Source organism: Acinetobacter tjernbergiae DSM 14971 = CIP 107465, from assembly GCF_000374425.1.
GTDB lineage: Bacteria > Pseudomonadota > Gammaproteobacteria > Pseudomonadales > Moraxellaceae > Acinetobacter > Acinetobacter tjernbergiae.
Genome location: NZ_KB894353.1, coordinates 165,682 through 189,293, shown reverse-complemented (window position 1 = coordinate 189,293; position 23,612 = coordinate 165,682). Strand labels below are relative to the sequence as shown.

Here is a 23,612-nt window from a genome sequence, read left to right as displayed (position 1 = left end):
TTACACTCGCTCGCTATAACGAGGGTAAATACGCTTGTTATTGCTAGTCCATCGTTCAGGGAAAAGCACATAAAGTGGTTCTCCTAAAAATTTAGCAATAACAAGCTCTGCACTTTTGCATGGTTTTATTAAAGCACTGCGTAAAGTTGTTTCGGGCATTGCGTTATCATGAGCTAAATCAGCTAAAGTCTTACCTTTTCTGTAAATAGCTGCTTTGATTGCGTGTTTATCCCAGAACTGTTCTTTTGGGTTTTGCATACTTCCCATATTGAACTCCCCGCCTTGTTAGGCATTTTTTTGACCTGTTAGAATCATTGTTTAATGAATCTAACGACAATATAAGTTCTTAAAAAAGAACTGTCAACAGTTCTTAATTCAATTAAGAACTAATTTTTATTGGATTTTATAAAATTCAATATTATCAACAACTTATTTTGGTTCTTAAAATAAAGGAATTATGTGTTATGAGTTCTAATAAAGCTAAAAGTAATTCAGAACTAGAGAATCCATTAAAAGATCGTATAAAAGTTCTTATGACACCTGATGAACTTGAAAAACCATATAGTTTTGCAACACGGGTGGGGCTATCAAAAGGCACATTTACTGGAATATGGGTAGAAGGGAGAAAATCCTTCCATCAAACTACTGTAGAAAAAATATGTAAGGCTACAGGTGCAAACCCTGGTTGGTTAGTGACAGGAATAGGAGAGCCATTTACGGATGTTGTTCCAGTAGTTCAACAAGAACAAACCACATTGGTAGAGCCACAGATCATAGAAGAAGAGGGCTTAAAGATTACGACGGCTATAGATAAAGCCATGCTACAAACCGCATTAGAAACAACAGAAAAAAAGCTTAGAGAACAGCATCTTACTATGCAGCCAAAGCCTAAAGCCGAATTTATTCTTATGCTTTATGAAATCTTGATTGACCAAGAAAAACAGCCATATAACAAGCAGTTATTGAATGATGTGATCTATGAAGTAGAAGAATGTTTAGAAAGACTACATAAAATGATGTTAGTTGATAAAAAAACCTTATTAATAATAGCAATTTATACATTATATAGTGTAAATTCTCAGGACAAGGACGGTATTAGACAGACCGTTACGGACATTATTAGGAAAGCCGCATAATATGCCTGAGAGAACAAACATTCTGCAATTCTTAGACCACCATACAAAAGGAGATACCCAACCTCAAACCATGTTAAAATTCGAGCATAAAGGCTGTAAAATAGAACTCACGACTATGAACGGCAAAGAAAATGCTAAGGAATTATTAGAAACTTGTTTGCAAGCAGTTTATTTAAAAAACGCTGCAAAATAAAAAAAGAAAACGTCTATTTTTGCACAAGATAGCTTTAATCCAGTGCAAAAAAAAGGATAAAGCCATGATCCAGCCTTATCCTCTTAAAAAATCCTCAAACTCTTACGCTTCAATGGTTTCATCCCATCTCATCCCGCTTCATCCCGTCTCATCCCGCCACAAGCTAAGTGCAAACTAAACCAGTAACTCACACAATGCTTCGCCACATTAAAAAGGCTGGCATTACAACTAGGTGCTTCGGCTATTCTGTAAGCTTACAATCGTTTTCTGAAATTCAAGTTCGCTTGACTAGATGGATTGAAGAAATCGCAGCAAAGGGGGACTATGTGCTGATAGGTCATTCCCTCGGAGGAGTGCTAATCCGCTCCGCTCTAAGTTCGCTCCCAGCAGGAACAAACCAGCCCAAACACGTTTTCTTGCTCGGTTCTCCGATTAAGGCATGTCACCTTGCTCAGCGGTTCCATAAAAACATCTTGTTCCGTTCAGTCACACGTGACTGTGGTCACCTTCTTAGTTCGATAGAGAGAATGGCAGCCATTCCATGCTCTAAACATTCGACTACAGGCATTGCTGGTATTAAAGGGCTTTCAGGAAAGTTAAGCCCATTTGGAAAAGAATTCAATGATGGCATCGTCTCGTTATCTGAGGTGAGTGCAGATTGGCTTACAGACCAAGTCAAGTTACCTATCATCCATAGCCTACTTCCATCTAGTAAACAAGTTGCACAAATCATCATTCAACGCATTAATTGCAAAGATACCCATGCTCGGTTTTCAAATCAAATTCCTTAATCTATGAGCCTGAACTCTAACGTATTTATCACGTTGTCACCATTTAATTAGGTGTGGGGTATTGGAAACCAAAGTGTTTAGCTTGAGTAATCAGAGTTTCCTGCATTTAAAGATTAAGGTTGTTTACCAGAGTTCAATACATACTCTCAGGTTTTACAACAACGACTAATCACTCTACTTCATGCAACAATTTTGGATTCCGACGAAGATTTTATTGCGTTCTTTGATCGTATTAAACTAGCATTTGATAATGAAATTATTGATAAACGTGTTTTTATGACTGCTTTGTTGGCTGGGATTGAGTCAACTTCTTAATTCACCTCGTTTCATCACACCGATTAACAGTAACAAAACGACGGGGTAATTAGTCCTAGGATAAGATAAATGATTAAAGACAAATTAATTTATAGTATTAAGCAGTTTATAGATAAAAAAGATATATCTATTAAGAATGCGCAAAGAATAGAAGTTCTTCTTGATGATTTGAAGTCAGAGGAAGAGTTGATAAATAATATGATTCTAATTTTAGCTTCATATGTGTGTGGAGGCGGTGAGTACATGTATGATGAAGATGAGGTAATTTTAGAATTGAAGAAAATCTTAATTTTTTTAAATGATGCTTAAGCTCCACTAGTTATCTATTTATATTTTTTAGATGAAAAAAGAGCCTTATTCATAAGACTCTTTCTAGCTCAAAAACAATTACTCAGCTTTTGGTTTTAACCCTTGAGTTAAACCATTGATATCACCACCTTGTAAGCCAAGTTCATTCATTAAGCTATCAATGAGTGGTGCTTGTGAACGATAGCGTAGGGCGCTATTCACCACTTGATCAGACAAAGACATTTGACCATTTTCAGTGCCATCACTACCGACAGTACCGCCACCTGCAAAGTTACTTAAACCATTCACTTGTAAAATCTTGATGTCATCAATATTTTCCATTGGTTTAACACTTTCACGAATGATTTCTGGTAAATGTTTAAGCAATGCCAAGCGCACTTGCATTTCAACCTGTTCAGCAGAAAGGGTATTGGCGGCTTCATTGACTGCACGAGCACCTTCTGCATCAACTTGATACTGTTTCTCTAAAGCTTGAGCAAGCAAAATTTTAGCATCTGCTTCACCTTTCGCTTTTAAGCGGATTTTTTCAGCATCCGCTTCGGCAGCGATACGCACAGCTTCTGCTTCATCGGCAGCGGCTTTTTTACCTGCTTCCGCAGCAACAGTAATGGCAATTGCTTCTTTCTCTGCCGTCTGTTTAGCTGCAACCAATTCAACCGCTTTTTGACGTTCCGCACGTTGAGTTTCACGAACTGTCACAACTTCTTCTTCTGCTTTTACTGCTTCAGCTCGGGCTTTATCGGCTTGGGCTTTGGCTTCTGATTCTGCACGAGATTTTTCCGCAATCGCAATCGCACGATCTTGTTCAGCCAATTCAATGGTTTTCTTCTGCTCAACTTGCGCTTTTTGAATCAACTGAGCTTTTTGGATATTTTCATTCTCTACATCACGAGCAGAAGCAATTCGTTTTAGTTCCACTTCACGCTCAGCAGCAATTTGAGCTTCTTCAGCCTCACGTTTTTTACCTGCTTCTTGCGATGCGATTTCAGCAGTTTGTTCTGCTTTACGAATTGAAATCTCACGCTCTTGTTGTAACTTGGCATATTCCTCTTCACGAGAGATTTCTAAACGTGCGCGCTCAGCTTGTAAATTTTTTGCACGAATCGCCAAGTCAGCATCTTGTTCAATGTCGTTACGTTTTTTACGACGATCTTCAATAGTTTCAGTGAGTTTGGTTAAGCCTTCCGCATCAAAGGCATTTTGAGGATTAAAGAATTTAAAACTCGTTTGGTCTAAACCTGTCAAAGAAACAGTTTCAAGTTCTAAACCATTTTTAGATAAATCTTCTGATACGACTTGTTGAACTTTTTGCACAAAATCAACACGTTTCTCATGTAGTTCTTCCATAGCCATTTCGGCAGCAACGGCACGTAAAGAGTCGACAAATTTACCTTCCACCAGATCTTTCAGTTCTGGTGGAGACATGGTTTTACGTCCAAGCGTTTGGGCTGCTGTGGCAATCGATTCAGCAGTCGGTTTTACACGAACATAGAACTCAGCCATGACATCGACACGCATACGATCACGTGTAATCAATGCTTGATCGGCTGCACGTTTGACTTCTAAACGTAAGGTATTCATGTTTACTGGAATAATTTCATGTAAAACAGGAAGGACAATTGCGCCACCATTTAAAATTACTTTTTCGCCGCCAAAACCTGTTCGTACAAAAGAAACCTCTTTACTTGAACGGGTGTATAGGCGAGCAATCACAACACCAATGAAAATAAGCGCGGCAAAAATAATACCAGTAATAATTAAAATTTCAGTCAATGCTGAATTCAACATTTAAAGTTCCTCATATCGTAAATATATAAATTAAGTGGTAATCGCTTGGAATCCAATTTTTGTTCTCTGCGTTAAAACTACCTCCTGACCTTGACGGAAGGTAATATCCAGCTCTGGTTCTACTAAAATATAATGGGTTTGACCAAACTGATCTTTGACTTTGGCTTGGGCTGGAGAGTTTGGTTTTGCCTCTCCTAAAATGATTTGCGCTGTTCGCCCTATTAATTCATCACTATGAATGGCTGTGGTTTCATCTTTTGGAATAATTTTAGCAATCAGGGCTGCACTCGCTCTCACCATAGGCATACATAGAAATAAACAAGCTGGTGCAATAAGCCAGACTGATAAATACTGATCAGTGAGATGGGCAAAAATATCTTGAATAATGAGACCTGTGAGTGAGTAGACCGTTAAAAAGATAATTAGCCAGATTAGAAGAGGTACTTTACCTAAATAGAGCCATTCTAATAATTGTGTAAATAAATTGTCAGGAATTTCAATTGAAGTATTGGTGTGATCTCCTTCAACCAAGTTATCTGGTAAAAACTGATCAATAAAACTAGAACTACCACCAAATAACAATAAAATTAATTCAAGTATGCCAATAAATAAGCATAACATTAATGAAATGCTAAAAATAATATTTGAAGGGTGTATTAATAAGTCCCATATCATCAGTTTTACTCTTATTTCTTTTAAAGATAATTTAAGAAAAATTTTATAAAAATAAATTAGTTATCAGATTAAGTCTAAGTTGATTTAATTTCAACCTAAATTAACAACATTATTGCAGACAAAAAAATACGCAATGATTGGGGTGATCATTGCGTAGAACAACGAATCTGTAAAAACAGTTTCGGTTGAAAGGAGAAATGTCATGAGATTAGTGTTTACTAACCTACATCGCTATATTATAAAAAAGCTTGACTTATTTCATGGGTATTCATGTAAATTACTGTTAATTGATGTTAATAAGTGACAAAAAATGTTAGTTTTTCGGTGAGTATTAAAAGTTCTTAAATTGAACTCAAATCAAATGCTTAAATAAAAAAAAGCCTAATAAATAGGCTTTTTAGTGTAAAAGTAACGTAAATTAAAATTTAAATAAACCTAAACCCGCCTTTACTTCATCCAATGTCTGTTGGGTAATATCGCGACATTTATCTGTACCGTGTTTTAAAATATCCATAATGTAGTCAGGATCTTTTTCTAATTCGGCTCTACGTTCACGAATTGGAGTGATGAGTTCTTTAAGCACACCTTCTAAACGTTTCTTCACTGTGCCATCGCCTAAACCACCACGACGATAGTGCGCTTTTAATTCCTCAACTTCTTCTTTGTTTGTATCGAAAGCATCGAGATAGGTAAATACAATATTGCCTTCAACTTGACCTGGATCTTCGATACGTAAGTGGTTTGGATCGGTATACATGGCATTGACTGCTTTTTTAATGTCTTTATCAGAAGCATTCAGCACAATAGTATTGCCTAAAGATTTAGACATTTTTGCTTTACCATCAAAACCAGGTAAGCGTCCCATATTTGATAATAAGGCTTTGCATTCTGGCAATAAGTCATGACCGATTTGACGGTTAATACGACGCACGATTTCATTGGTCTGTTCGATCATCGGGATTTGATCTTCACCAACAGGCACTACAGTTGCTTTAAATGCCGTGATATCTGCAGCTTGAGCGACGGGATAGCATAAAAATCCTGCTGGAATATCTCGTTCAAAACCACGCATTTGAATTTCAGATTTAATCGTTGGATTACGCTCTAAACGTGCAACAGTCACGAAGTTTAGATATAGCATGGTGAGTTCATTGAGTGCAGGCAAACATGACTGGACGCAAATCGTAGTTTTCGTTGGATCAATACCAACCGCTAAATAATCTAATGCAACTTGAAGAATGTTATTGCGAACTTTATCTGGATTATCAGCATTATCTGTCAGTGCTTGAGCATCGGCAAGTAAGAGATGTTGATGGTGGCTGTCTTGTAAACCTACACGAGAACGCAATGAACCAACAAAATGCCCAAGGTGAAGTTGTCCAGTAGGGCGGTCGCCCGTCAAAATAATTGGACGTTGATCAATATTACTCATGATATGTTCCAAAATTTAATCATTTAATGAATATACAATGCGCTATATTGTACGGCATATTGTTATGATTCGGGTAAACCTAATAAAACGTGCCTACAAAAAATAATCAAAGAAATTTCTGTTTCTGAATATAAAAAATACTTAAATGCACCTTACAATACGCTGATAAATACAAACTAGGAAATAAAAATGGCGAGTGGTTTATTATTGTTACTCGATGATATCGCAACGATTTTAGATGATGTTGCGGTCATGAGTAAAATGGCAGCTAAAAAAACCGCAGGGGTATTGGGTGATGATTTAGCTTTGAATGCTCAACAAGTTAGTGGTGTGCGTTCTGATCGTGAATTACCTGTTGTTTGGAGTGTTGCCAAAGGCTCTTTTGTTAATAAATTGATTCTAGTTCCATTAGCATTATTGATTAGTGTGGTTGCCCCTTGGTTAATTAACCCCTTGCTTATGATCGGTGGTTTATTTTTATGCTATGAGGGTGTAGAAAAAGTTGTACATATGCTGCATCATAAAAAAGCAGAAACGGCTGAAGAAGCAAATGAAAGCCTGCAACAAGTTGAAGTAGATTTAGAAAAATTTGAAAAAGAAAAAATCAAAGGTGCAATTCGTACTGATTTTATTTTGTCTGCTGAAATTGTAGTGATTTCATTAGGTACTGTTGCTACAGCAGCATTTATGACTAAAGTGACCGTATTAAGTATTATTGCAATTGTCATGACTGTAGGGGTATATGGTTTAGTTGCAATGATCGTGAAAATTGACGATTTAGGTTTATATTTAACACAACAGGCATCTGAATTTAAAAATAAGATTGGTCGTGGCTTACTTGCTTTTGCACCAATTCTAATGAAAACGTTATCGATTGTTGGGACAGTCGCAATGTTTCTAGTCGGTGGTGGTATTATTACCCATACCATTCCCTTATTGCATCATTTTACAGAAGAAACGGTTGATCATTTGGAACTGATTCCGAGTTTTGGTTCAATTATTGGTGCATTGACCCCAACATTAATGAATTTAGCGATTGGTTTTATTGCAGGCGCAATCGTATTAATGATTGTTATGTTGATTCAGAAAGTGTGGTCAAAAGCATCTGCTTAATTCAAAAATTGTCATCATCATAATAATGTGAGGTAGCTATGCGTTGGAAAGGTCGCCGTGTCAGTACCAATGTTGAAGATCGTCGTGGTGGTGGCGGAGCAAAAGCAGGTGGTATTAGCATCTTAGGTTTAGTCGTGGCTTTTGTTGCATGGAAATTCTTTGGCGTTGATCCACAACAAGCCTATCAAGCAACCCAAGCGGTCACTAGTGCGCAATCTTCACAGCAAGGCACTGCACCACAAAATTTAACTGCTGAGCAGAAAGAGGCGAGTGATTTTGTTGGAACTATTCTTGCTGATACCGAGGATACGTGGACACCGATTTTCCAACAACTGGGTGTGACTTATAAAACACCGCATTTGGTTTTGTTTAGTGGTGTCGTTAAATCAGGGTGTGGCACAGCACAAGCAGCGATGGGGCCATTTTACTGCCCAGCAGATCAGAAAATTTATATTGATACAGCTTTCTTTCAAGAGATGCGTCAGCAAATGGGTATTTCAGGCGAGCAGAATCAAACTGAACTTGCTCGTCAAGATCAAGCTGGAGATTTTGCTCAAGCTTACGTGATTGCCCATGAAGTCGGACATCATGTTCAAAATTTATTGGGTATTTCTGGTCAAGTTCAACAAGCCCGATCAAAATCTAGCCAAAAACAAGGAAATCAGCTGTCTGTTCGTTTGGAATTACAAGCCGATTGTTTTGCTGGTGTTTGGGCGCATCAAAATCAGCAGCGCACCCAATTTTTAGAGCAAGGAGATATTGCGGAAGCGATGGATGCTGCGGAGAAAATTGGTGATGATTACTTACAACGCCGAGCTACGGGGCAAGTTGTACCAGATAGCTTTACACATGGTAGTAGTGAACAGCGCATGTATTGGTTTGAGACAGGTTTAAAATCGGGTGATATCAATCAATGTGATACTTTTAAATAAAAGTGATTGATATTTATCCTTGATTTTTATACGGAAGATATACGAATGACAAGAAAAAATAACGTAAAATTATTTGATCTATACTGAACTGAGGATGATAAGTCTATTATTACTGTATCTCAATCATTTATTGCCCAATAACGATAAACGAATTGCCGTATAGACGTTCATTTTTCATTCAATTATAGAATCATTCACGCATAAATTTTATGAACACTAAATTTTAGTAAAGCATTTTGTTGAAAATAAATAAGAGGTTGTATGGGTAATTATTTTCTATTACAGGCGCTCACCGTAATTTTTGCATTATCCATTGCAACCACCATTTTTAATAAACGGATTTTAGGCTTTCCTCAAGCAATTGGTGTTCCAATTGTATCTGCAATTTTTGTTTTTATTTTGCAGTGGGGCGCGAGTTTGTTAAACGGTAATGAATTTGTGACGATTAATATTCATAATATTGAAGCGGCAGTACGTGAAATTGATTTTTATGATTTTTTAATTAATGGTGTTATTTGCTTTATTTTAACCTCATCGGCATTAAAATTTAAAATTTCAGATCTACGTAATTATTGGAAACCAATCAGCATATTGGCGACGATTGCATTGGTATTATGTGCTGGGTTTTATGCAGGAATATTATATTTATTCCAATGGGCTGTGGGTTATCCTGTTCCAATTTCTGTTCTATTACTGTTAGGTGCAGCTTTAGGGGCAACAGATCCGATAGGAATTAAAGGCGTATTAAGTTCTATTCGGGCACCGCATCATCTGATTGTAAAACTTGAGGGTGAATCTTTATTTAATGATGCGATGTGTATTGCTTTATTTATGACTTTATTGAAAGTTTTACAAGGTGAACACTTTTCATTAGTGGCAACAGTTGAAACATTATTATATGAAATCTTTGTTGCGGTCATTATTGGCTTTGCTTTCGGTTTTGGTATCTTGCGTTTGTTACGTGGTAAGCATGAGATGGAGTCGTTAATTTTAACGACAGCGTTACTTGCCAGTGGTTCGTATTTAGTTGCCTTATTTGCACATGCTTCTGCACCAATTGCTTGTGTGATTGGTGGTTTAATTGTGGGTAATAAATGGCAAGAAATCCGTGAACAACGTGAAATTCGTGAGGTTAATCATTTTTGGCATACAGTAGAAGGAATTATTAATTCATTTCTTTTTACATTAATTGGTTTAGAGCTTTTTATTCTAGATTTGAGTATAAATTTGATTATTGGCGGGATTATTTCCTTCTTGATCCTCCATCTATCTAGATTTGCAGCAAACTTTTCGGCTTTTGCCTTATTTCCTTCATTTCGTAATAAAAGCTATAACGGAAGCTTAACCATCTTGTCATGGGGGGGTGTTCGTGGTGGAATTTCACTAGCATTGATCTTAGCCGTTGCAAACATTCCTGAGTTGAATGCATATAGTAGCATTCTGATTGGATATACATTCATTACTGTGCTGTTATCTGGTGTTGTATGTGGTTTGGGGCTACCGGCAGTGATGAATACTTTTTATTATAACCCTGATGAGCAAAAAGAAGGGTTTAAGGGTTTTTATCAACAGTTGTGTAATAAGATGAATCGTCGAGGTTTTAAGTACATTGTTGGTGAGGATGTATCGGGTAAAGAAACCATAACCATCTATAATCCTGAGATTTTATTAGATAAAAAATCCGATGATGGTGTAGCAACTGTACATCACCCAAATAAACGAGAAGAAGTACGACGTTTGGAAAATCCTGATAATTTTTAATTGCTTGAGTATTTAAGTCTATGGAGAAGTATGATTTCTTCTTTATGTGAAAGCAAAAATAGAGACTATTCCTATTTTAAGAGTCAGTGACGTAAAATTTAGGCAAATCATTTTTAGCTGCATTTTTATTCTCTAAATACATGAGTTATTTTATTTCTTGTTTAAGCTTTTAAGTGTCGTTTTAATCATAGTATCAGATTTTTATAGGTTATTTTATGCAAGATACCAATGAACTACATCGACAGATATTAGAAGTTATCGCTTTGATTCCGTATGGAAAAGTAGCAACCTATGGTCAAATTGCAAAATTAGCAGGTTTGCCTAAGCACGCTCGGTTAGTGGGTTATGTTTTGAAGCATTTAGACAAGAGTAGTGAAATCCCTTGGTATCGAGTGATTAACTCACAAGGAAAGATCAGTGTGACTCGCATCAATCAGCAAGGTGAGAATGTGCAGCAGAGCTTGTTGGAGCAAGAAGGTATTTACTTACTTAATGGTAAAGTTAGTTTAAAAATTTTTGTTTGGCAGCCTTAATCTTTAAATGAAAAACTCAATAATCAAAAAATAACTCGCATGAAATTTAAGGTTTCATACGAGTTGCGATGCTATTTAAAACTAAAAATCAGAATATTTAACGTACCACTAAAACAGGAATATGACTTTCGCCCAAAACTTTTTGAGCTACACTACCTAAGATAAATTTTTTGAAACCAGTTCGCCCGTGTGAACCCATAATAATCAGGTCAACACCTAAGTTTTGTGCAGCACTAATAATTTCCCCATTTACAGAAAAACCTTCTAGCACTTGCGTAGCCACCGTGAGCCCTAAAGCTTCAAATTTCTTTTCAGCTTTGGTTAAATTTTCTTGAACATAACTACGAACACGTTCGATCAATTCATTACTTTGACCCATGCGTAAGTATGCATCTGCCAAATATGGGTCCAAGGTCATCACTTGAACCAAAGTAATTTCACTATTTAGCGCTTTTGCAAGTTGAGCTGCTTGTTGAATGACGTTGTCAGAGATTTCAGAGTCATCGATTGCGACTAAGATTTTTTGATAACCCATGTTTATTACTCCTTATTATTGCACTTTGATTCGGTTCTAAATTTTTGTTTAAAATAAGATCTATGTTTTCATATTAAACTTATTAGTAGCATAATAAAACCTAGTAATTTCATAAGAATAATGAGGTGTTAAAGATGTTTTTATGTATTCAATTTATTGAAAAACATGTTGTTTTTTTAAATTTTTAAGGTAAATATTAGATTTGGAAAGATTATAGACTTTGGTCTAAATATGAACATAAATTTCCAAGCTGATCCGTCTGCAATTCTTCACGCATTTTTAAAATCTGCTTTTCATCTAGCTCATAAAGTTTAAGTGAAAGTAGCTTTTCAGTATCTGCTTCAGAAAAGCGGTATTTAATGACTTTAGCTGGAACACCAGCAACAATCGCATAAGGTGGCACATCTTGGGTGACAACAGCACCTGTGGCCACGACAGCGCCTTCACCTAATTTTACTCCCTGCATAATCATGGCACGGCTACCAATCCAGCAGCCATCGGCAATTACAGTGTCACCCGCAGGCAGAAAACTCCGTGTATCGAAGGGGAAGGTTGATATCCAATCAGGACGGTGGAGTTGATTACCACCCATCATAATGATGCATTCAGCACCAAAGCAGACAAAATTACCGATATGGAGTTGATCAATCGGCTTCTCAGCTGTAGAGGCTTTATCATGTAAATAGCGAACTACACATCGTTCAAAGCCTTGATCCCAATAAGCAGAATAATAAGAATAATTGCCTTTGATATGGATATTTGGATTTTTCACTGTTTTGGAAATAAATTCGAATTCACACCAATGTTTAACAGGGGAGTTGATCAATGAATCCATAACTAAGACAAAATACTAAAAGAAATCTGCGCTATTATAGCTTTTATATCAGGAGAGAACGCTAGTTGAAGAAAAATTTCTAAAACCAAATCAACAAACATTCAATTTGATTGGGAAATCAAACCCCATAATGGCTTAGAGCAGAGCAGTATTAAGAATAATCAGTACTGCATCGGTCATAAGATTGATGTGGAAAGCTCATGCGATTGCAACAGCAATCCATAGGATTATTCCAGTGATCGCATACATAATGGTACTGATCAGTCGATCTTGCATTTCTTTATTTAATTTTTATTGTATTTAGAAATAGGATGCTTGAAACAAAAGAACCCTTCAATCGGTCAAAAATTCATTTTTGATATAATTGAGTAAATTTTGCATATTTAATCTGATCGATGTTATTGGGAATAAAATTATGGATTTAAAGGAAAAATAATATTGAACTGAATTCATTTATAAATATACAATATCTGAATTATAACAAAAGGATAAGCGTTAATGATTGAACCAATAAATGAAAGTTCAATTTTAAAAATTATTGGTGAAAAACCTTTATATATACATGATTTAATTAATTTAGTATTTGAAATTAAAAGAAAATTGAGAAGTAAAGAGTTAGATTTTTCTGCATTAATTCAACCGTATGGTGGTTCTGAATGGGAAAATTTAACGATGATGGTTCCATATCTTCCACGAGAAATCATAGAAGAAAACTTAGATCAGTTATTAGAGGGTTTTATGGATCTAAATTGGCCTGGCTCTAGAATTTTGTATGGATATTTAGCTGAGATAGATATTTATAAACTAAAAGATTCTTTTGATCGAGTCATTGATAAAGCAATAGGAATGGATGATACCGAATGGGTATATTTCCTTTGCATCTTTATGGATGATGAAAGAGTTGGAATGAAAGATTCTTTTATTCCACAGATTGAAAAGAGTCATTCATTTCTAAAATCTCGCAATATAGATTATGATTAAAACTCTTAGGAGTGAAAATGAATACTAAGCTTTTAAAAGCTAACAAAAGAAAAATAACTGAGAAGAAAAACCCCTCAAATAGAGGGGCTAATTCAGTTTAGAATATTAAAGATATTCCACACTGACGATTTCGTATTCAACTTCACCTTGTGGTGTTTGAATTTTTGCTTCGTCGCCTTCGCTTTTACCTAAAAGACCACGAGCAATTGGCGAGTTTACTGAGATTTTATTGATTTTAAAATCTGCCTCATCATCACCTACAATTTTATAGGTCTTACGCTCTTCAGTATCTAGGTTTTCAATGGTCACCGTAACACCAAACACGACACGACCGTTTTGTTCAAGGGTTTTGACATCAATCTCTTGAGCTGCGCCCAATTTACCTTCGATATCCTGAATACGACCTTCGCAGAAACCTTGTTGTTCACGAGCAGCATGATATTCAGCATTTTCCTTCAAGTCACCGTGCTCACGAGCTTCCGCAATCGCTTGGATAATACGTGGGCGATCCACTGTTTTGAGCTGTTGTAATTCTTTCTCTAAGGCAACCTTGCCTTCAGGAGTCATAGGATAACGTTGCATTTCAGTCCCTCTAAATTGGTTGGGAAAATACAGGATTAAAAAAAAGAAAAAGCCCGCCACCGATAAGGTGGCGGGACTTATCGGTAAAGAATTAACCTACAGTTTGTAAATCTTGCAAGCGGTATACATCCATTGGCAATTTCACAGCAAATGCTTGGCAAACAGCTTCTGCACCATTAATTGTCGTAGTGTAATACACTTTGCCTTGTAGGGCAGCACGACGAATCATTGCAGAATCATATTGAGCTTGTTTGCCTTCAGTAGTGTTGACAATAAGATGAATCTCACCATTTTTCAAGCGGTCTACAATATGTGGACGACCTTCAGTGACTTTGTTGACAGCTTCACATTCAATGCCTGCTTCTTTCAGAACACGATGTGTGCCATTAGTTGCAACAAGTTTGAAACCATAAGCAATTAACTGTTTCGCAATATTAGCGATGTATTTCTTATCTGATTCACGAACCGACAAGAAAGCATGCTTCACTTCGCCTTCAGTTGGTAAGCCTGGTAAACGTTCATTTGAACCGAGTACGGCTTTATAGAATGCTTCACCAAAAGTTTGACCAACACCCATGACTTCACCTGTAGACTTCATCTCAGGCCCAAGCATTGGATCAACGCCTTGGAATTTAGAGAATGGGAATACAGCTTCTTTCACAGCAAAGTGAGTAGGAATGATCTCTTTAGTGAATCCTTGAGATTCTAAAGATTGACCTGCCATACAGCGTGCAGCCACTTTCGCTAAAGAATCACCAATACATTTAGAAACGAATGGAACAGTACGTGATGCACGTGGGTTCACTTCGAGGATATAAATGTCATTGCCTTTCACCGCAAACTGAACGTTCATCAAGCCGATGACGCCAAGTTCTTTTGCCATTGCAACAGTTTGACGACGCATTTCATCCTGAACTTCTTGTGAAAGAGAGTAAGGAGGAATTGAACATGCTGAGTCACCTGAGTGAATACCCGCTTGTTCAATGTGTTGCATGATGCCGCCGATCACAACGTCTTTACCGTCAGATACGCAGTCCACGTCAACTTCTGTTGCATCGTCAAGGAAACGGTCAAGTAGGACAGGGGCTTCATTCGATGCTTGAACTGCTTCACGAAGGTAGCGTTTTAGCTCATCTTCGTTATAGACGATTTCCATTGCACGACCACCCAATACATAAGATGGGCGAACAACCAATGGATAACCGACTTTAGCCGCTTCTGAAATACCTTCTTCAGCAGATTTTACAATGCTGTTGTTCGGTTGACGAAGTTGCAAACGTTGAATCATTTGTTGGAAACGTTCACGGTCTTCTGCACGGTCAATTGCATCAGGAGATGTACCAATAATTGGTGTACCTGCTTCTTCTAAAGCACGTGCCAATTTTAATGGTGTTTGACCACCGTACTGTACGATTACACCTTTAGGCTTCTCGATACGAACGATTTCAAGTACATCTTCAAGTGTTACTGGCTCGAAGTATAAACGGTCAGATGTGTCATAGTCAGTCGAAACTGTTTCAGGGTTACAGTTCACCATGATGGTTTCATAACCGTCTTCACGCATTGCGAGGGCAGCATGTACACAGCAATAGTCAAACTCGATCCCTTGACCAATACGGTTTGGACCACCACCAATCACCATGATTTTGTCACGGTTCGATGGATTTGCTTCACACTCTTCATCGTAAGTTGAGTACATGTAAGCAGTGTCTGATTCAAACTCAGCAGCACAAGTATCAACACGTTTGTAAACTGGATATACACCCAAGTTCCAACGTTGTTTACGGAATTGCTTTTGTGAAATACCCATCAAATCCGCAATACGAAGATCAGATAGACCTTTGCGTTTGAATGAACGAATATTGTCAGCATTTAAGTCGCCAAAACCTAAAGTTTTCACTTGAGCTTCAGCTTTAACGATATCTTCGATTTGGATCAAGAACCAACGATCGATTTTAGTCGCTTCAAATACGTCATCTAATGAGAAACCATGACGGAATGCATCAGCAACGTACCAAATTCGCTCAGGACCAGGAACTTTAAGCTCTTTTAAGATAATGTCTTTGGCATTGGCTGCCCCAACTTCAACTTTTTCGTCAAAGCCGCTGACACCTACTTCAAGACCACGAAGTGCTTTTTGTACTGATTCTTGGAAGTTACGACCAATCGCCATGACTTCGCCCACAGATTTCATCTGAGTCGTCAATACAGGCTCAGCTTGTGGGAATTTCTCGAAGTTAAAGCGAGGAATCTTCGTCACAACATAGTCAATAGCTGGTTCGAAGCTTGCAGGTGTGATACCGCCTGTGATGTCATTTTTCAATTCATCAAGGGTGTAACCAACCGCAAGTTTTGCCGCGATTTTCGCAATCGGGAAACCTGTTGCTTTAGATGCAAGCGCAGATGAACGAGAAACACGAGGGTTCATCTCGATCACAACCATACGACCGTCTTTCGGGTTAATACCGAATTGAACGTTTGAACCACCTGTTTCAACACCGATTTCACGAAGAACAGCAACCGATGCATTACGCATGATTTGATATTCTTTATCTGTCAATGTTTGAGCAGGAGCAACTGTGATTGAGTCACCAGTGTGTACGCCCATTGGGTCAAAGTTTTCGATCGCACATACGATAATACAGTTGTCGTTTTTATCACGAACAACTTCCATTTCGTATTCTTTCCAACCAATTAAAGATTCGTCGATCAATAATTGTTTGGTTGGAGAAAGATCGAAACCACGTTCACAGATTTCAATAAATTCTTCTTTATTATATGCGATACCGCCACCAGAACCACCCATCGTAAATGATGGACGAATGATTACTGGGAAACCAAAACGTGACTGAATTTCCAGTGCATGTTCCATGGTTTCAGCAACATCGGCACGAGGACATTCCAAACCGATTTTACGCATTGCGATATCAAAAAGTTTACGATCTTCTGCTTTTTCAATCGCTTCTTTTGATGCGCCAATTAACTCAACATTGTATTTTTCTAAAATACCGTTGGCATCTAATGCAAGCGCACAGTTCAATGCAGTTTGACCACCCATGGTTGGGAGGACAGCATCTGGGCGTTCTTTTTCAATGATTTGTGCAACAGTCTGCCAAGTGATCGGCTCGATATACGTTGCATCCGCCATTGAAGGGTCAGTCATAATGGTTGCTGGGTTAGAGTTCACCAAAATAACACGATAGCCTTCTTCACGAAGTGCTTTACATGCTTGCGCACCTGAGTAATCAAACTCACATGCTTGACCGATCACAATTGGACCTGCACCAATAATTAAGATGCTTTTAATATCCGTACGTTTAGGCATTATTCGCTCCTTAATTACTTCTTAGATGCTTCAATAAGTTCGATGAAATGATCGAACAATGGAGCGCAGTCATGTGGACCAGGGCTTGCTTCAGGGTGACCCTGGAAGCTAAATGCTGGTTTGTCAGTGCGATGGATACCTTGGTTTGTACCATCAAACAGTGAACGATGTGTCACTTTTAAGTTTGCAGGTAAAGTACTTTCATCGACAGCAAAGCCGTGGTTTTGAGAAGTAATCATCACTGTACCATTCTCAAGGTTCTGTACAGGATGGTTTGCGCCGTGATGACCATGATTCATTTTCATCGTCTTCGCGCCAGAAGCGAGCGCCAAAATTTGGTGACCTAAACAAATACCAAAAACAGGTAAAGTTGTGGTTTCAACAATGGTTTTTACTGCTGCAATGGCATAATCACATGCTGCTGGATCACCAGGACCATTTGATAAGAATACGCCATCTGGATTTAAAGCGAGAACTTTCTCAGCAGGGGTTTGTGCAGGCACAACAGTGAGTTTACAGCCACGGTCTGCAAGCATACGTAAGATGTTGGTTTTGACACCATAATCGTATGCAACAACATGAAATTTAAATTCTGGTTGGCTAAAGCCTTGACCTAAAGTCCAAGAACCTTCAGTCCATTCAAAGCCTTCAGGATCACAGCATTCTTTTGCAAGGTCTAAACCATTTAAACCAACGAATGCACGTGCTTTCGCAATTGCTTCTTCTTCAGTGATATTTTCACCAGCAAGGATGCAACCATTTTGCGCGCCTTTGTCACGTAAAATACGTGTCAATTTACGCGTATCAATATCAGCGATTGCAACAACATTATGTTGTTCCAAGTATTCACTGAGTGATTGTTCTGCACGGAAATTACTATGTAATAAAGGAAGATCACGAATAATTAAACCGTTCGCCCATACTTTATGGATGCGACCAGATTCAACGTCTTCGCTATTACAGCCTGTATTTCCAATATGGGGATAAGTCAGCGTCACAATTTGTTGCGCGTAACTTGGGTCAGTCAAAATTTCTTGGTAGCCAGTCATGGCTGTATTAAAAACGACTTCACCAGTCGTACTTCCTGGCGCACCGATAGACGTTCCTTTAAAGATCGTTCCATCTGCGAGGGCTAAAATGGCGGGGGTGCTCAAACCAAAGCTCCTGAACTAAAACCACAAAAATAGGGCTGTAAAAAAGCGAGTAGACATAAAAAAAGGTAGGCTGTCCTTTAAAAACACGCCCCTCCTTCCAGTCTGCTCGCTTGTAACTTAACAGCGCATTATACGCATGAGTGTGTGAAAAGTCTATGTGTTTTATTTATTAAAGTAAGTAATCGCATATTTTCTTTTATCTGTTTGGTTCATATTGTGTCTATTGCAAAATCAGTCATTCTTCTATCTATATCATGAGATATTGTGCAAATTGTTAGACAATTTTTTAATGGTCTGAGTATAAAGCGTTTTATCTTATATTTAGCCAAAAAATTAACAATCAATATAGAGGGGAAACAAAATGGCTGAGAATCAAACAACAGCAGCAACTGAAGAAGTGAAAGATGTTGTGGCTGAAAAAACTGCGAAAGCAAAAGAAGTGGTTGCAGAGAAAACAGCAGAAGTGAAAGAAGCTGTTGCTGGAAAGACTGCTGAAGTGAAAGAAGTGGTTGCTGAGAAAACTGCAAAGGCGAAAGAAGTTGTTGCAGAAAAAACAGCAAAGGCAAAAGAAGTGATTGCTGAGACTCAAGAGCAGGCGAAAGAAGTCATTGCTGAAACTCAAGAGCAAGTGAAAGAGGTTTTAGCTGAAACTCAAGAGAAAATTGAGACTGAAGCGAAAGAACTCAATCAAAATATCCAAAATCAGCTTGCCCAAATCAAGCAAGATATTCTACAACGCATTGATGTAATTAAAACACAATTGAATTCATCACAAGGTAACTTGGTTGAGTTAACAGCTGCGTTGAAAACAGAATTGAATGCTTTGATTGAAGACTTAACTAAAGTTAGCAAAGAACTTAAAGATGACATTAGTCAGATTTCTGTTAAGCATAAAGATACTTTAGTGGGTAGCTTTAAGCGTACTAAAGAACAAGCGGTTGAAGCTTGGAATAAAGTGCACGCAAGCTAATTGCAGATAGAGATAAAAAAGCGAGAAATTTATTTCTCGCTTTTTTTTATGATTAAAATTGATGTAACCAATCTCGCTTATTGTGAAAGTCTGCTTGGCGACCACTGTGTTGCATTGCAAAATATTGCAGTCCTTGAGTGGTATTCAATACTGCCGATAAGCCAAGATACAAGTCAGTCCACTTTAATTTATTTTGTTGCATAAATTTTGATAAATCTAAACTGACATTTAAACCATAATGTGTACGTTGCAAATGGTTCAGTTCAATATCGTATGCTGCAACAGGTGGCATATTTTCGGGATAGCGGTATTCTTCAAATTGATAGACTTGCCATGCCTGAGAGGGGGAAAGATTGATTTCACGATAGAGATCCTCATCTTTCACACCAATAAAGATTTCAAAGCAGGTCTGTTCCCATAAAAAGTCATGGCGCGGGTGTGCCGCAACTTTGTCTGGATAAATCAAAAATTGATTTGGGTCACGAACCCAAAAACCAACATTTAATGTTGCTGGCGTTTGTTGCTCAATCGCTCCAACAACAGTAATGGCGCTAAAGCGATCAAAAGCAGATAGTTCATAACTTGCCATTGATATTACTTGTTACTTAAATGCGCAAAACGAACTAAGTTAGACAGGTGTTGATTTTGTTTTGCTGCTTTTTTATAAAGCAAAACGATTTTACCAATCTTTTGTACAGATTCTGCACCTGTTGCTTCAACAATTGCATCAATGGTTGCTGCACGTGCATCGCGGTCTTCACCCGCAATTTTCACTTTAATCAGTTCATGATCGTTGAGTGCACGATGAGTTTCTTCAATGACGTTTTCTGTAAGACCTTGGCTACCAATCATTACAACTGGATTAAGTGCATGACCAATTTGACGTAAACGCTTACGTTCATGGATAGATAAAGCCGCCATTAAAAATACCTGATTCGAGAAACGACCTAGTATAACTTGCATCCTGATTCTAAGATAGATTCAGAAGAGAGTCACTTGAAACAAATCTGTGCAAAATTGCCGAAAAACAACCAATCCTAGTGATCGGAAAAAATCTGTAAAAGTTCGTGTGAATGAACTACATCCGTACTGTAATAAGAATAATTTTCACGTACAATGATCAATCAGAAGTTTTTTGAAATTTAGTGAGTTATGGCGACGCGCATTACCAATCAAAAATTGTCGAAAAGCAGCCGTGTGTGGATGAGAGAGCACTTGGATGATCCTTTTGTAAAGAAAGCACAAAAAGAGGGTTATCGCGCACGAGCAGCATATAAGTTACTTGAAATCCAAGAAAAATATAAAATGATCAAACCAGGTATGACGATTGTTGACCTTGGTGCAGCACCCGGAAGCTGGTCGCAAATTGCAGGTAAACTGGTTGGATCAAATGGATTAGTGATTGCCTCAGATATTTTACCGATGGATGCACTTCCAGATGTAACTTTCTTGCAAGGTGACTTCCGTGAAGAAGAAGTTTTCGAAAAATTGTTAAATATTTTAAATGGACGTCAAGTAGACGTTGTAATTTCAGATATGGCCCCCAATACATCAGGTAATAGGGCTGTTGATCAACCACGTCAGATTTACTTATGTGAATTGGCTTTGGATTTTGCTCAGAAAGTGCTCGGACCAAACGGACAGTTTATTGTTAAAGTGTTCCAAGGCTCAGGATTTGATGAGTTTAGAAAACAAGTGGTCGATAGTTTTGATGTATTAAAAACAGCCAAACCTGCGGCATCACGTGCTCGATCGAAAGAAGTTTTTTTGATTGGTCAAGGTCGTAAAAAGGCATTGCAATAAAAGTGTACTTGCCAAGTTGTTAAAAATTGTGCATTTTGTACCTTTTAAGTTTTTTGCAACGCAAATTCATTGCTGTTTTTGTGAAGGTCAGCCAAGATTAGGTATGATCAAATTAGATTGATATGGGAATAAAGCCTTGAGCGATTACTTCAAGAATGCCGTATTGTGGCTCATCATACTCGGTGTTCTGATTTTGATTTTTAGCAACGTCAGTGACCGCAATAAGCCTGCAGCGATGAAATATTCTGATTTCGTTGCAGCGGTGAATGCTGGGCAAATTAAACAAGTCACAATTGACGGTTTAAATATTAGTGGTGAAAAAACCAATGGTTCTTCTTTTGAAACGGTTCGTCCGCAAGTAGAAGACACTGAATTGCTACCAAGCTTGAATAAACAGAATGTAGTCGTTGAAGGTACTGCACCACAACGTCAAGGCATTTTGATGCAACTTCTCATTGCGAGCTTCCCTGTATTACTGATCATCTTATTATTCATGTTCTTTATGCGTAATATGGGTGGGGGTGCTGGTGGTAAAAACAGCCCAATGAGTTTTGGTAAGTCAAAAGCGAAAATGTTATCTGAAGATCAAATTAAGATTACATTTACTGATGTTGCGGGTTGTGATGAAGCCAAACAAGAAGTTGTTGAAATTGTTGACTTCTTAAAAGACCCTTCTAAGTTCAAACGTCTTGGTGCAACCATTCCTCGTGGCGTACTCATGGTTGGTCCCCCAGGTACTGGTAAAACATTATTAGCCAAAGCAATTGCGGGTGAAGCTAAAGTTCCATTCTTTAGTATCTCTGGTTCTGACTTTGTTGAAATGTTTGTCGGAGTTGGTGCATCACGTGTCCGTGATATGTTTGAACAAGCAAAACGTCATGCACCATGTATCATCTTTATTGATGAGATTGATGCGGTTGGTCGTCATCGTGGTTCAGGTACAGGTGGTGGTCATGATGAGCGTGAACAAACCCTGAACCAAATGCTTGTTGAAATGGATGGTTTTGAAGGCAATGAAGGTGTGATCGTTATTGCTGCAACCAACCGTGCAGATGTGCTTGATAAAGCATTACTTCGACCAGGTCGTTTTGACCGTCAAGTCATGGTGGGTTTACCTGATATCCGTGGTCGTGAACAAATTTTAAATGTTCACTTGAAGAAACTTCCATCTGTTACTGGTGTAGACCTTAAGGTTCTTGCACGTGGTACACCAGGATTCTCAGGTGCGCAACTTGCAAACTTAGTCAATGAGGCAGCGTTATTTGCTGCCCGCCGTAATAAAAACACGGTGGATATGCATGACTTTGAAGATGCAAAAGACAAGATTTACATGGGGCCAGAACGTAGATCGATGGTGATTCGTGAAGAAGAACGTCGTGCGACGGCTTACCATGAAGCTGGACATGCGATTGTTGCTGAAATCTTACCAGGTACAGATCCAGTGCATAAAGTAACAATTATGCCGCGTGGTTGGGCACTTGGTGTGACTTGGCAGTTACCTGAACAAGATCAAATGAGCCACTATAAAGATAAGATGTTGAATGAGCTTTCAATCTTATTTGGTGGTCGTATTGCTGAAGAAGTCTTTATTAATCAAATGTCGACTGGTGCATCGAACGACTTTGAACGTGCAACCAAAATGGCGCGTGCAATGGTGACCAAATATGGTATGTCTGATGCGCTCGGTGTGATGGTTTATGAAGATGAAAACCAAAATGGTTTCTTCGGTAATGTCGGTAGTCGTACTATTTCTGAAGCAACACAACAAAAAGTTGATGAAGAAGTACGTCGCATCTTAGACGAACAATATAAAGTTGCACGTAATATCTTGGAAAATAATAAAGATATCGCGCATGCAATGGTGAAAGCGTTGATGGAGTGGGAAACCATTGATCGTGACCAAATCCGTGACATCATGGAAGGTCGTGAGCCTCAACCACCAAAAGTTTATGTTGCTGAAAATCCAGTGGCTGCATTTGAACCTCCTAAAGATGGTCCATCTACACCGCCACCATTACCAGCAATGGGTTAATGGTTGAAATCAAAGAGAGTCGCTAAAGAGCGGCTCTTTTTTATGACCTAATAAAAAGAGTGAATTAAAATGGCCAGAGTTGAAAGATCGTCAGCATTATTTTTGAAAGTTGAAAATTTGGCTTATAAATATTTAGAAAGAATTTTTCAAAAAAATACTTTGAGTGATCTAGATATATTATGTGACTTTGAGTCACTTCAATTCCAGACAGAATCTATTTTACAAGAAGTAAATAAGGATTATTCTCAATCTATATTTATTTGCAAACTTGATGTTTTTCAGAAAGAAACCAAACAGCTAGGTTATTACAAACTCATTCTTGATATGGATTATCAATTTTTGGATGAGTTTTTTGTCATTGTTGAAAATCTAGAATGAAAACCGAGCAGACAAGAGAAAAGATTGAAAATAAAGAAA

Annotated in this window: 24 protein-coding genes; 13 read left to right on the top strand and 11 right to left on the bottom strand. The window is 37.9% G+C overall.

The window, feature by feature from the left end:
* The gene (locus tag C502_RS0100770; RefSeq protein ID WP_018676953.1) at positions 1-267 is read right to left on the bottom strand and encodes a helix-turn-helix domain-containing protein; all 267 of its coding nucleotides are present in this window, start codon (positions 265-267) and stop codon (positions 1-3) included.
* A gap of 197 nt (positions 268-464) precedes the next feature.
* On the opposite strand from C502_RS0100770, the gene C502_RS17970 reads away from it, so the two are divergent.
* The 4 genes from C502_RS17970 to C502_RS0100745 all read left to right on the top strand — a co-directional run bounded on the left by C502_RS17970 (position 465) and on the right by C502_RS0100745 (position 2,744).
* Positions 465-1,136, top strand: coding sequence for a hypothetical protein (locus C502_RS17970; protein ID WP_018676952.1), 672 nt, complete (start codon positions 465-467; stop codon positions 1,134-1,136).
* Between the two features lies 1 nt (position 1,137).
* The gene (locus C502_RS0100760; RefSeq protein WP_018676951.1) at positions 1,138-1,329 is read left to right on the top strand and encodes a hypothetical protein; all 192 of its coding nucleotides are present in this window, start codon (positions 1,138-1,140) and stop codon (positions 1,327-1,329) included.
* A gap of 326 nt (positions 1,330-1,655) precedes the next feature.
* On the top strand, positions 1,656-2,120 hold the full coding sequence (locus C502_RS0100755; protein ID WP_228129314.1) for a lipase family protein: 465 nt from the start codon (positions 1,656-1,658) through the stop codon (positions 2,118-2,120).
* Between the two features lie 384 nt (positions 2,121-2,504).
* Entirely contained in the window at positions 2,505-2,744 is a 240-nt protein-coding gene (locus C502_RS0100745) for a hypothetical protein (protein ID WP_018676948.1), read from the top strand.
* Between the two features lie 78 nt (positions 2,745-2,822).
* Here C502_RS0100745 and C502_RS0100740 read toward each other — a convergent pair whose 3' ends face one another.
* The 3 genes from C502_RS0100740 to trpS form a co-directional block, all read right to left on the bottom strand.
* Positions 2,823-4,532 (bottom strand): flotillin family protein, encoded by a 1,710-nt coding sequence (locus tag C502_RS0100740; RefSeq protein ID WP_018676947.1) that lies wholly within the window; start codon positions 4,530-4,532, stop codon positions 2,823-2,825.
* Positions 4,533-4,562: 30 nt separating this feature from the next.
* A complete protein-coding gene (locus C502_RS0100735; RefSeq protein ID WP_023274484.1) occupies positions 4,563-5,207 on the bottom strand; it encodes a YqiJ family protein in 645 nt (214 codons plus the stop codon).
* Positions 5,208-5,625: 418 nt separating this feature from the next.
* On the bottom strand, positions 5,626-6,639 hold the full coding sequence (gene trpS, locus C502_RS0100730) for a tryptophan--tRNA ligase (RefSeq protein WP_018676945.1): 1,014 nt from the start codon (positions 6,637-6,639) through the stop codon (positions 5,626-5,628).
* Between the two features lie 189 nt (positions 6,640-6,828).
* Between trpS and C502_RS0100725 the strand changes: the two genes are divergently transcribed.
* The 4 genes from C502_RS0100725 to C502_RS0100710 all read left to right on the top strand — a co-directional run bounded on the left by C502_RS0100725 (position 6,829) and on the right by C502_RS0100710 (position 10,978).
* Entirely contained in the window at positions 6,829-7,752 is a 924-nt protein-coding gene (locus C502_RS0100725) for a DUF808 domain-containing protein (protein ID WP_018676944.1), read from the top strand.
* 38 nt (positions 7,753-7,790) lie between these two features.
* Entirely contained in the window at positions 7,791-8,684 is an 894-nt protein-coding gene (gene ypfJ, locus C502_RS0100720) for a KPN_02809 family neutral zinc metallopeptidase (RefSeq protein ID WP_018676943.1), read from the top strand.
* A gap of 261 nt (positions 8,685-8,945) precedes the next feature.
* Positions 8,946-10,445, top strand: coding sequence for a cation:proton antiporter (locus tag C502_RS0100715; protein ID WP_018676942.1), 1,500 nt, complete (start codon positions 8,946-8,948; stop codon positions 10,443-10,445).
* Between the two features lie 215 nt (positions 10,446-10,660).
* Entirely contained in the window at positions 10,661-10,978 is a 318-nt protein-coding gene (locus C502_RS0100710; RefSeq protein ID WP_018676941.1) for an MGMT family protein, read from the top strand.
* Between the two features lie 97 nt (positions 10,979-11,075).
* Here the strand turns inward: C502_RS0100710 and C502_RS0100705 are convergent, their stop codons facing one another.
* Both C502_RS0100705 and C502_RS0100700 read right to left on the bottom strand, forming a co-directional pair.
* Positions 11,076-11,513, bottom strand: a complete 438-nt coding sequence (locus C502_RS0100705) for a universal stress protein (RefSeq protein WP_018676940.1) — start codon at positions 11,511-11,513, stop codon at positions 11,076-11,078.
* 211 nt (positions 11,514-11,724) lie between these two features.
* Complete coding sequence (locus C502_RS0100700) at positions 11,725-12,348, bottom strand: CatB-related O-acetyltransferase (RefSeq protein WP_018676939.1); 624 nt, start codon at positions 12,346-12,348, stop codon at positions 11,725-11,727.
* Positions 12,349-12,846: 498 nt separating this feature from the next.
* Here C502_RS0100700 and C502_RS0100695 point away from each other — a divergent pair, with 498 nt between their 5' ends.
* Positions 12,847-13,329 (top strand): hypothetical protein, encoded by a 483-nt coding sequence (locus C502_RS0100695; RefSeq protein WP_018676938.1) that lies wholly within the window; start codon positions 12,847-12,849, stop codon positions 13,327-13,329.
* 105 nt (positions 13,330-13,434) lie between these two features.
* On the opposite strand, the gene greA is transcribed toward C502_RS0100695, so the two are convergent.
* The 3 genes from greA to carA all read right to left on the bottom strand — a co-directional run bounded on the left by greA (position 13,435) and on the right by carA (position 18,390).
* Positions 13,435-13,911, bottom strand: a complete 477-nt coding sequence (gene greA / locus C502_RS0100685) for a transcription elongation factor GreA (protein WP_018676937.1) — start codon at positions 13,909-13,911, stop codon at positions 13,435-13,437.
* Positions 13,912-14,002: 91 nt separating this feature from the next.
* On the bottom strand, positions 14,003-17,236 hold the full coding sequence (carB, locus tag C502_RS0100680) for a carbamoyl-phosphate synthase large subunit (protein WP_018676936.1): 3,234 nt from the start codon (positions 17,234-17,236) through the stop codon (positions 14,003-14,005).
* A 14-nt stretch (positions 17,237-17,250) separates the two neighbouring features.
* Entirely contained in the window at positions 17,251-18,390 is a 1,140-nt protein-coding gene (carA, locus tag C502_RS0100675) for a glutamine-hydrolyzing carbamoyl-phosphate synthase small subunit (protein WP_018676935.1), read from the bottom strand.
* Positions 18,391-18,751: 361 nt separating this feature from the next.
* Here carA and C502_RS0100670 point away from each other — a divergent pair, with 361 nt between their 5' ends.
* On the top strand, positions 18,752-19,360 hold the full coding sequence (locus C502_RS0100670; RefSeq protein WP_018676934.1) for a hypothetical protein: 609 nt from the start codon (positions 18,752-18,754) through the stop codon (positions 19,358-19,360).
* A 52-nt stretch (positions 19,361-19,412) separates the two neighbouring features.
* Here C502_RS0100670 and C502_RS0100665 read toward each other — a convergent pair whose 3' ends face one another.
* Together C502_RS0100665 and yhbY are read right to left on the bottom strand one after the other, a co-directional pair.
* Complete coding sequence (locus C502_RS0100665) at positions 19,413-19,949, bottom strand: DOMON-like domain-containing protein (RefSeq protein WP_018676933.1); 537 nt, start codon at positions 19,947-19,949, stop codon at positions 19,413-19,415.
* Positions 19,950-19,954: 5 nt separating this feature from the next.
* Positions 19,955-20,281: a ribosome assembly RNA-binding protein YhbY gene (gene yhbY / locus C502_RS0100660; protein WP_023274485.1), complete on the bottom strand. Its 327-nt coding sequence runs from the start codon at positions 20,279-20,281 to the stop codon at positions 19,955-19,957.
* A 231-nt stretch (positions 20,282-20,512) separates the two neighbouring features.
* Between yhbY and rlmE the strand changes: the two genes are divergently transcribed.
* From rlmE to C502_RS0100645, 3 genes are all read left to right on the top strand, one after another.
* On the top strand, positions 20,513-21,163 hold the full coding sequence (gene rlmE / locus C502_RS0100655; protein ID WP_018676931.1) for a 23S rRNA (uridine(2552)-2'-O)-methyltransferase RlmE: 651 nt from the start codon (positions 20,513-20,515) through the stop codon (positions 21,161-21,163).
* Between the two features lie 136 nt (positions 21,164-21,299).
* On the top strand, positions 21,300-23,195 hold the full coding sequence (ftsH, locus tag C502_RS0100650; protein ID WP_018676930.1) for an ATP-dependent zinc metalloprotease FtsH: 1,896 nt from the start codon (positions 21,300-21,302) through the stop codon (positions 23,193-23,195).
* Positions 23,196-23,264: 69 nt separating this feature from the next.
* The gene (locus C502_RS0100645; RefSeq protein ID WP_018676929.1) at positions 23,265-23,573 is read left to right on the top strand and encodes a hypothetical protein; all 309 of its coding nucleotides are present in this window, start codon (positions 23,265-23,267) and stop codon (positions 23,571-23,573) included.
* Positions 23,574-23,612: the final 39 nt, after the last annotated feature.

What these genes read in the sequence shown, in the direction of transcription:
- ypfJ (WP_018676943.1), top strand. Translation starts at nt 7,791, where the DNA reads ATGCGTTGGAAAGGTCGCCGTGTCAGTACCAATGTTGAAGATCGTCGT.
- C502_RS0100770 (WP_018676953.1), bottom strand. Translation starts at nt 267, where the DNA reads ATGGGAAGTATGCAAAACCCAAAAGAACAGTTCTGGGATAAACACGCA.
- C502_RS0100645 (WP_018676929.1), top strand. Translation starts at nt 23,265, where the DNA reads ATGGCCAGAGTTGAAAGATCGTCAGCATTATTTTTGAAAGTTGAAAAT.
- C502_RS0100695 (WP_018676938.1), top strand. Translation starts at nt 12,847, where the DNA reads ATGATTGAACCAATAAATGAAAGTTCAATTTTAAAAATTATTGGTGAA.
- C502_RS0100745 (WP_018676948.1), top strand. Translation starts at nt 2,505, where the DNA reads ATGATTAAAGACAAATTAATTTATAGTATTAAGCAGTTTATAGATAAA.
- C502_RS0100725 (WP_018676944.1), top strand. Translation starts at nt 6,829, where the DNA reads ATGGCGAGTGGTTTATTATTGTTACTCGATGATATCGCAACGATTTTA.
- trpS (WP_018676945.1), bottom strand. Translation starts at nt 6,639, where the DNA reads ATGAGTAATATTGATCAACGTCCAATTATTTTGACGGGCGACCGCCCT.
- greA (WP_018676937.1), bottom strand. Translation starts at nt 13,911, where the DNA reads ATGCAACGTTATCCTATGACTCCTGAAGGCAAGGTTGCCTTAGAGAAA.
- C502_RS0100670 (WP_018676934.1), top strand. Translation starts at nt 18,752, where the DNA reads ATGGCTGAGAATCAAACAACAGCAGCAACTGAAGAAGTGAAAGATGTT.
- C502_RS0100715 (WP_018676942.1), top strand. Translation starts at nt 8,946, where the DNA reads ATGGGTAATTATTTTCTATTACAGGCGCTCACCGTAATTTTTGCATTA.
- C502_RS0100700 (WP_018676939.1), bottom strand. Translation starts at nt 12,348, where the DNA reads ATGGATTCATTGATCAACTCCCCTGTTAAACATTGGTGTGAATTCGAA.
- carB (WP_018676936.1), bottom strand. Translation starts at nt 17,236, where the DNA reads ATGCCTAAACGTACGGATATTAAAAGCATCTTAATTATTGGTGCAGGT.
- C502_RS0100740 (WP_018676947.1), bottom strand. Translation starts at nt 4,532, where the DNA reads ATGTTGAATTCAGCATTGACTGAAATTTTAATTATTACTGGTATTATT.
- yhbY (WP_023274485.1), bottom strand. Translation starts at nt 20,281, where the DNA reads ATGGCGGCTTTATCTATCCATGAACGTAAGCGTTTACGTCAAATTGGT.
- C502_RS0100705 (WP_018676940.1), bottom strand. Translation starts at nt 11,513, where the DNA reads ATGGGTTATCAAAAAATCTTAGTCGCAATCGATGACTCTGAAATCTCT.
- C502_RS0100760 (WP_018676951.1), top strand. Translation starts at nt 1,138, where the DNA reads ATGCCTGAGAGAACAAACATTCTGCAATTCTTAGACCACCATACAAAA.
- C502_RS17970 (WP_018676952.1), top strand. Translation starts at nt 465, where the DNA reads ATGAGTTCTAATAAAGCTAAAAGTAATTCAGAACTAGAGAATCCATTA.
- C502_RS0100710 (WP_018676941.1), top strand. Translation starts at nt 10,661, where the DNA reads ATGCAAGATACCAATGAACTACATCGACAGATATTAGAAGTTATCGCT.
- C502_RS0100665 (WP_018676933.1), bottom strand. Translation starts at nt 19,949, where the DNA reads ATGGCAAGTTATGAACTATCTGCTTTTGATCGCTTTAGCGCCATTACT.
- C502_RS0100735 (WP_023274484.1), bottom strand. Translation starts at nt 5,207, where the DNA reads ATGATATGGGACTTATTAATACACCCTTCAAATATTATTTTTAGCATT.
- rlmE (WP_018676931.1), top strand. Translation starts at nt 20,513, where the DNA reads ATGGCGACGCGCATTACCAATCAAAAATTGTCGAAAAGCAGCCGTGTG.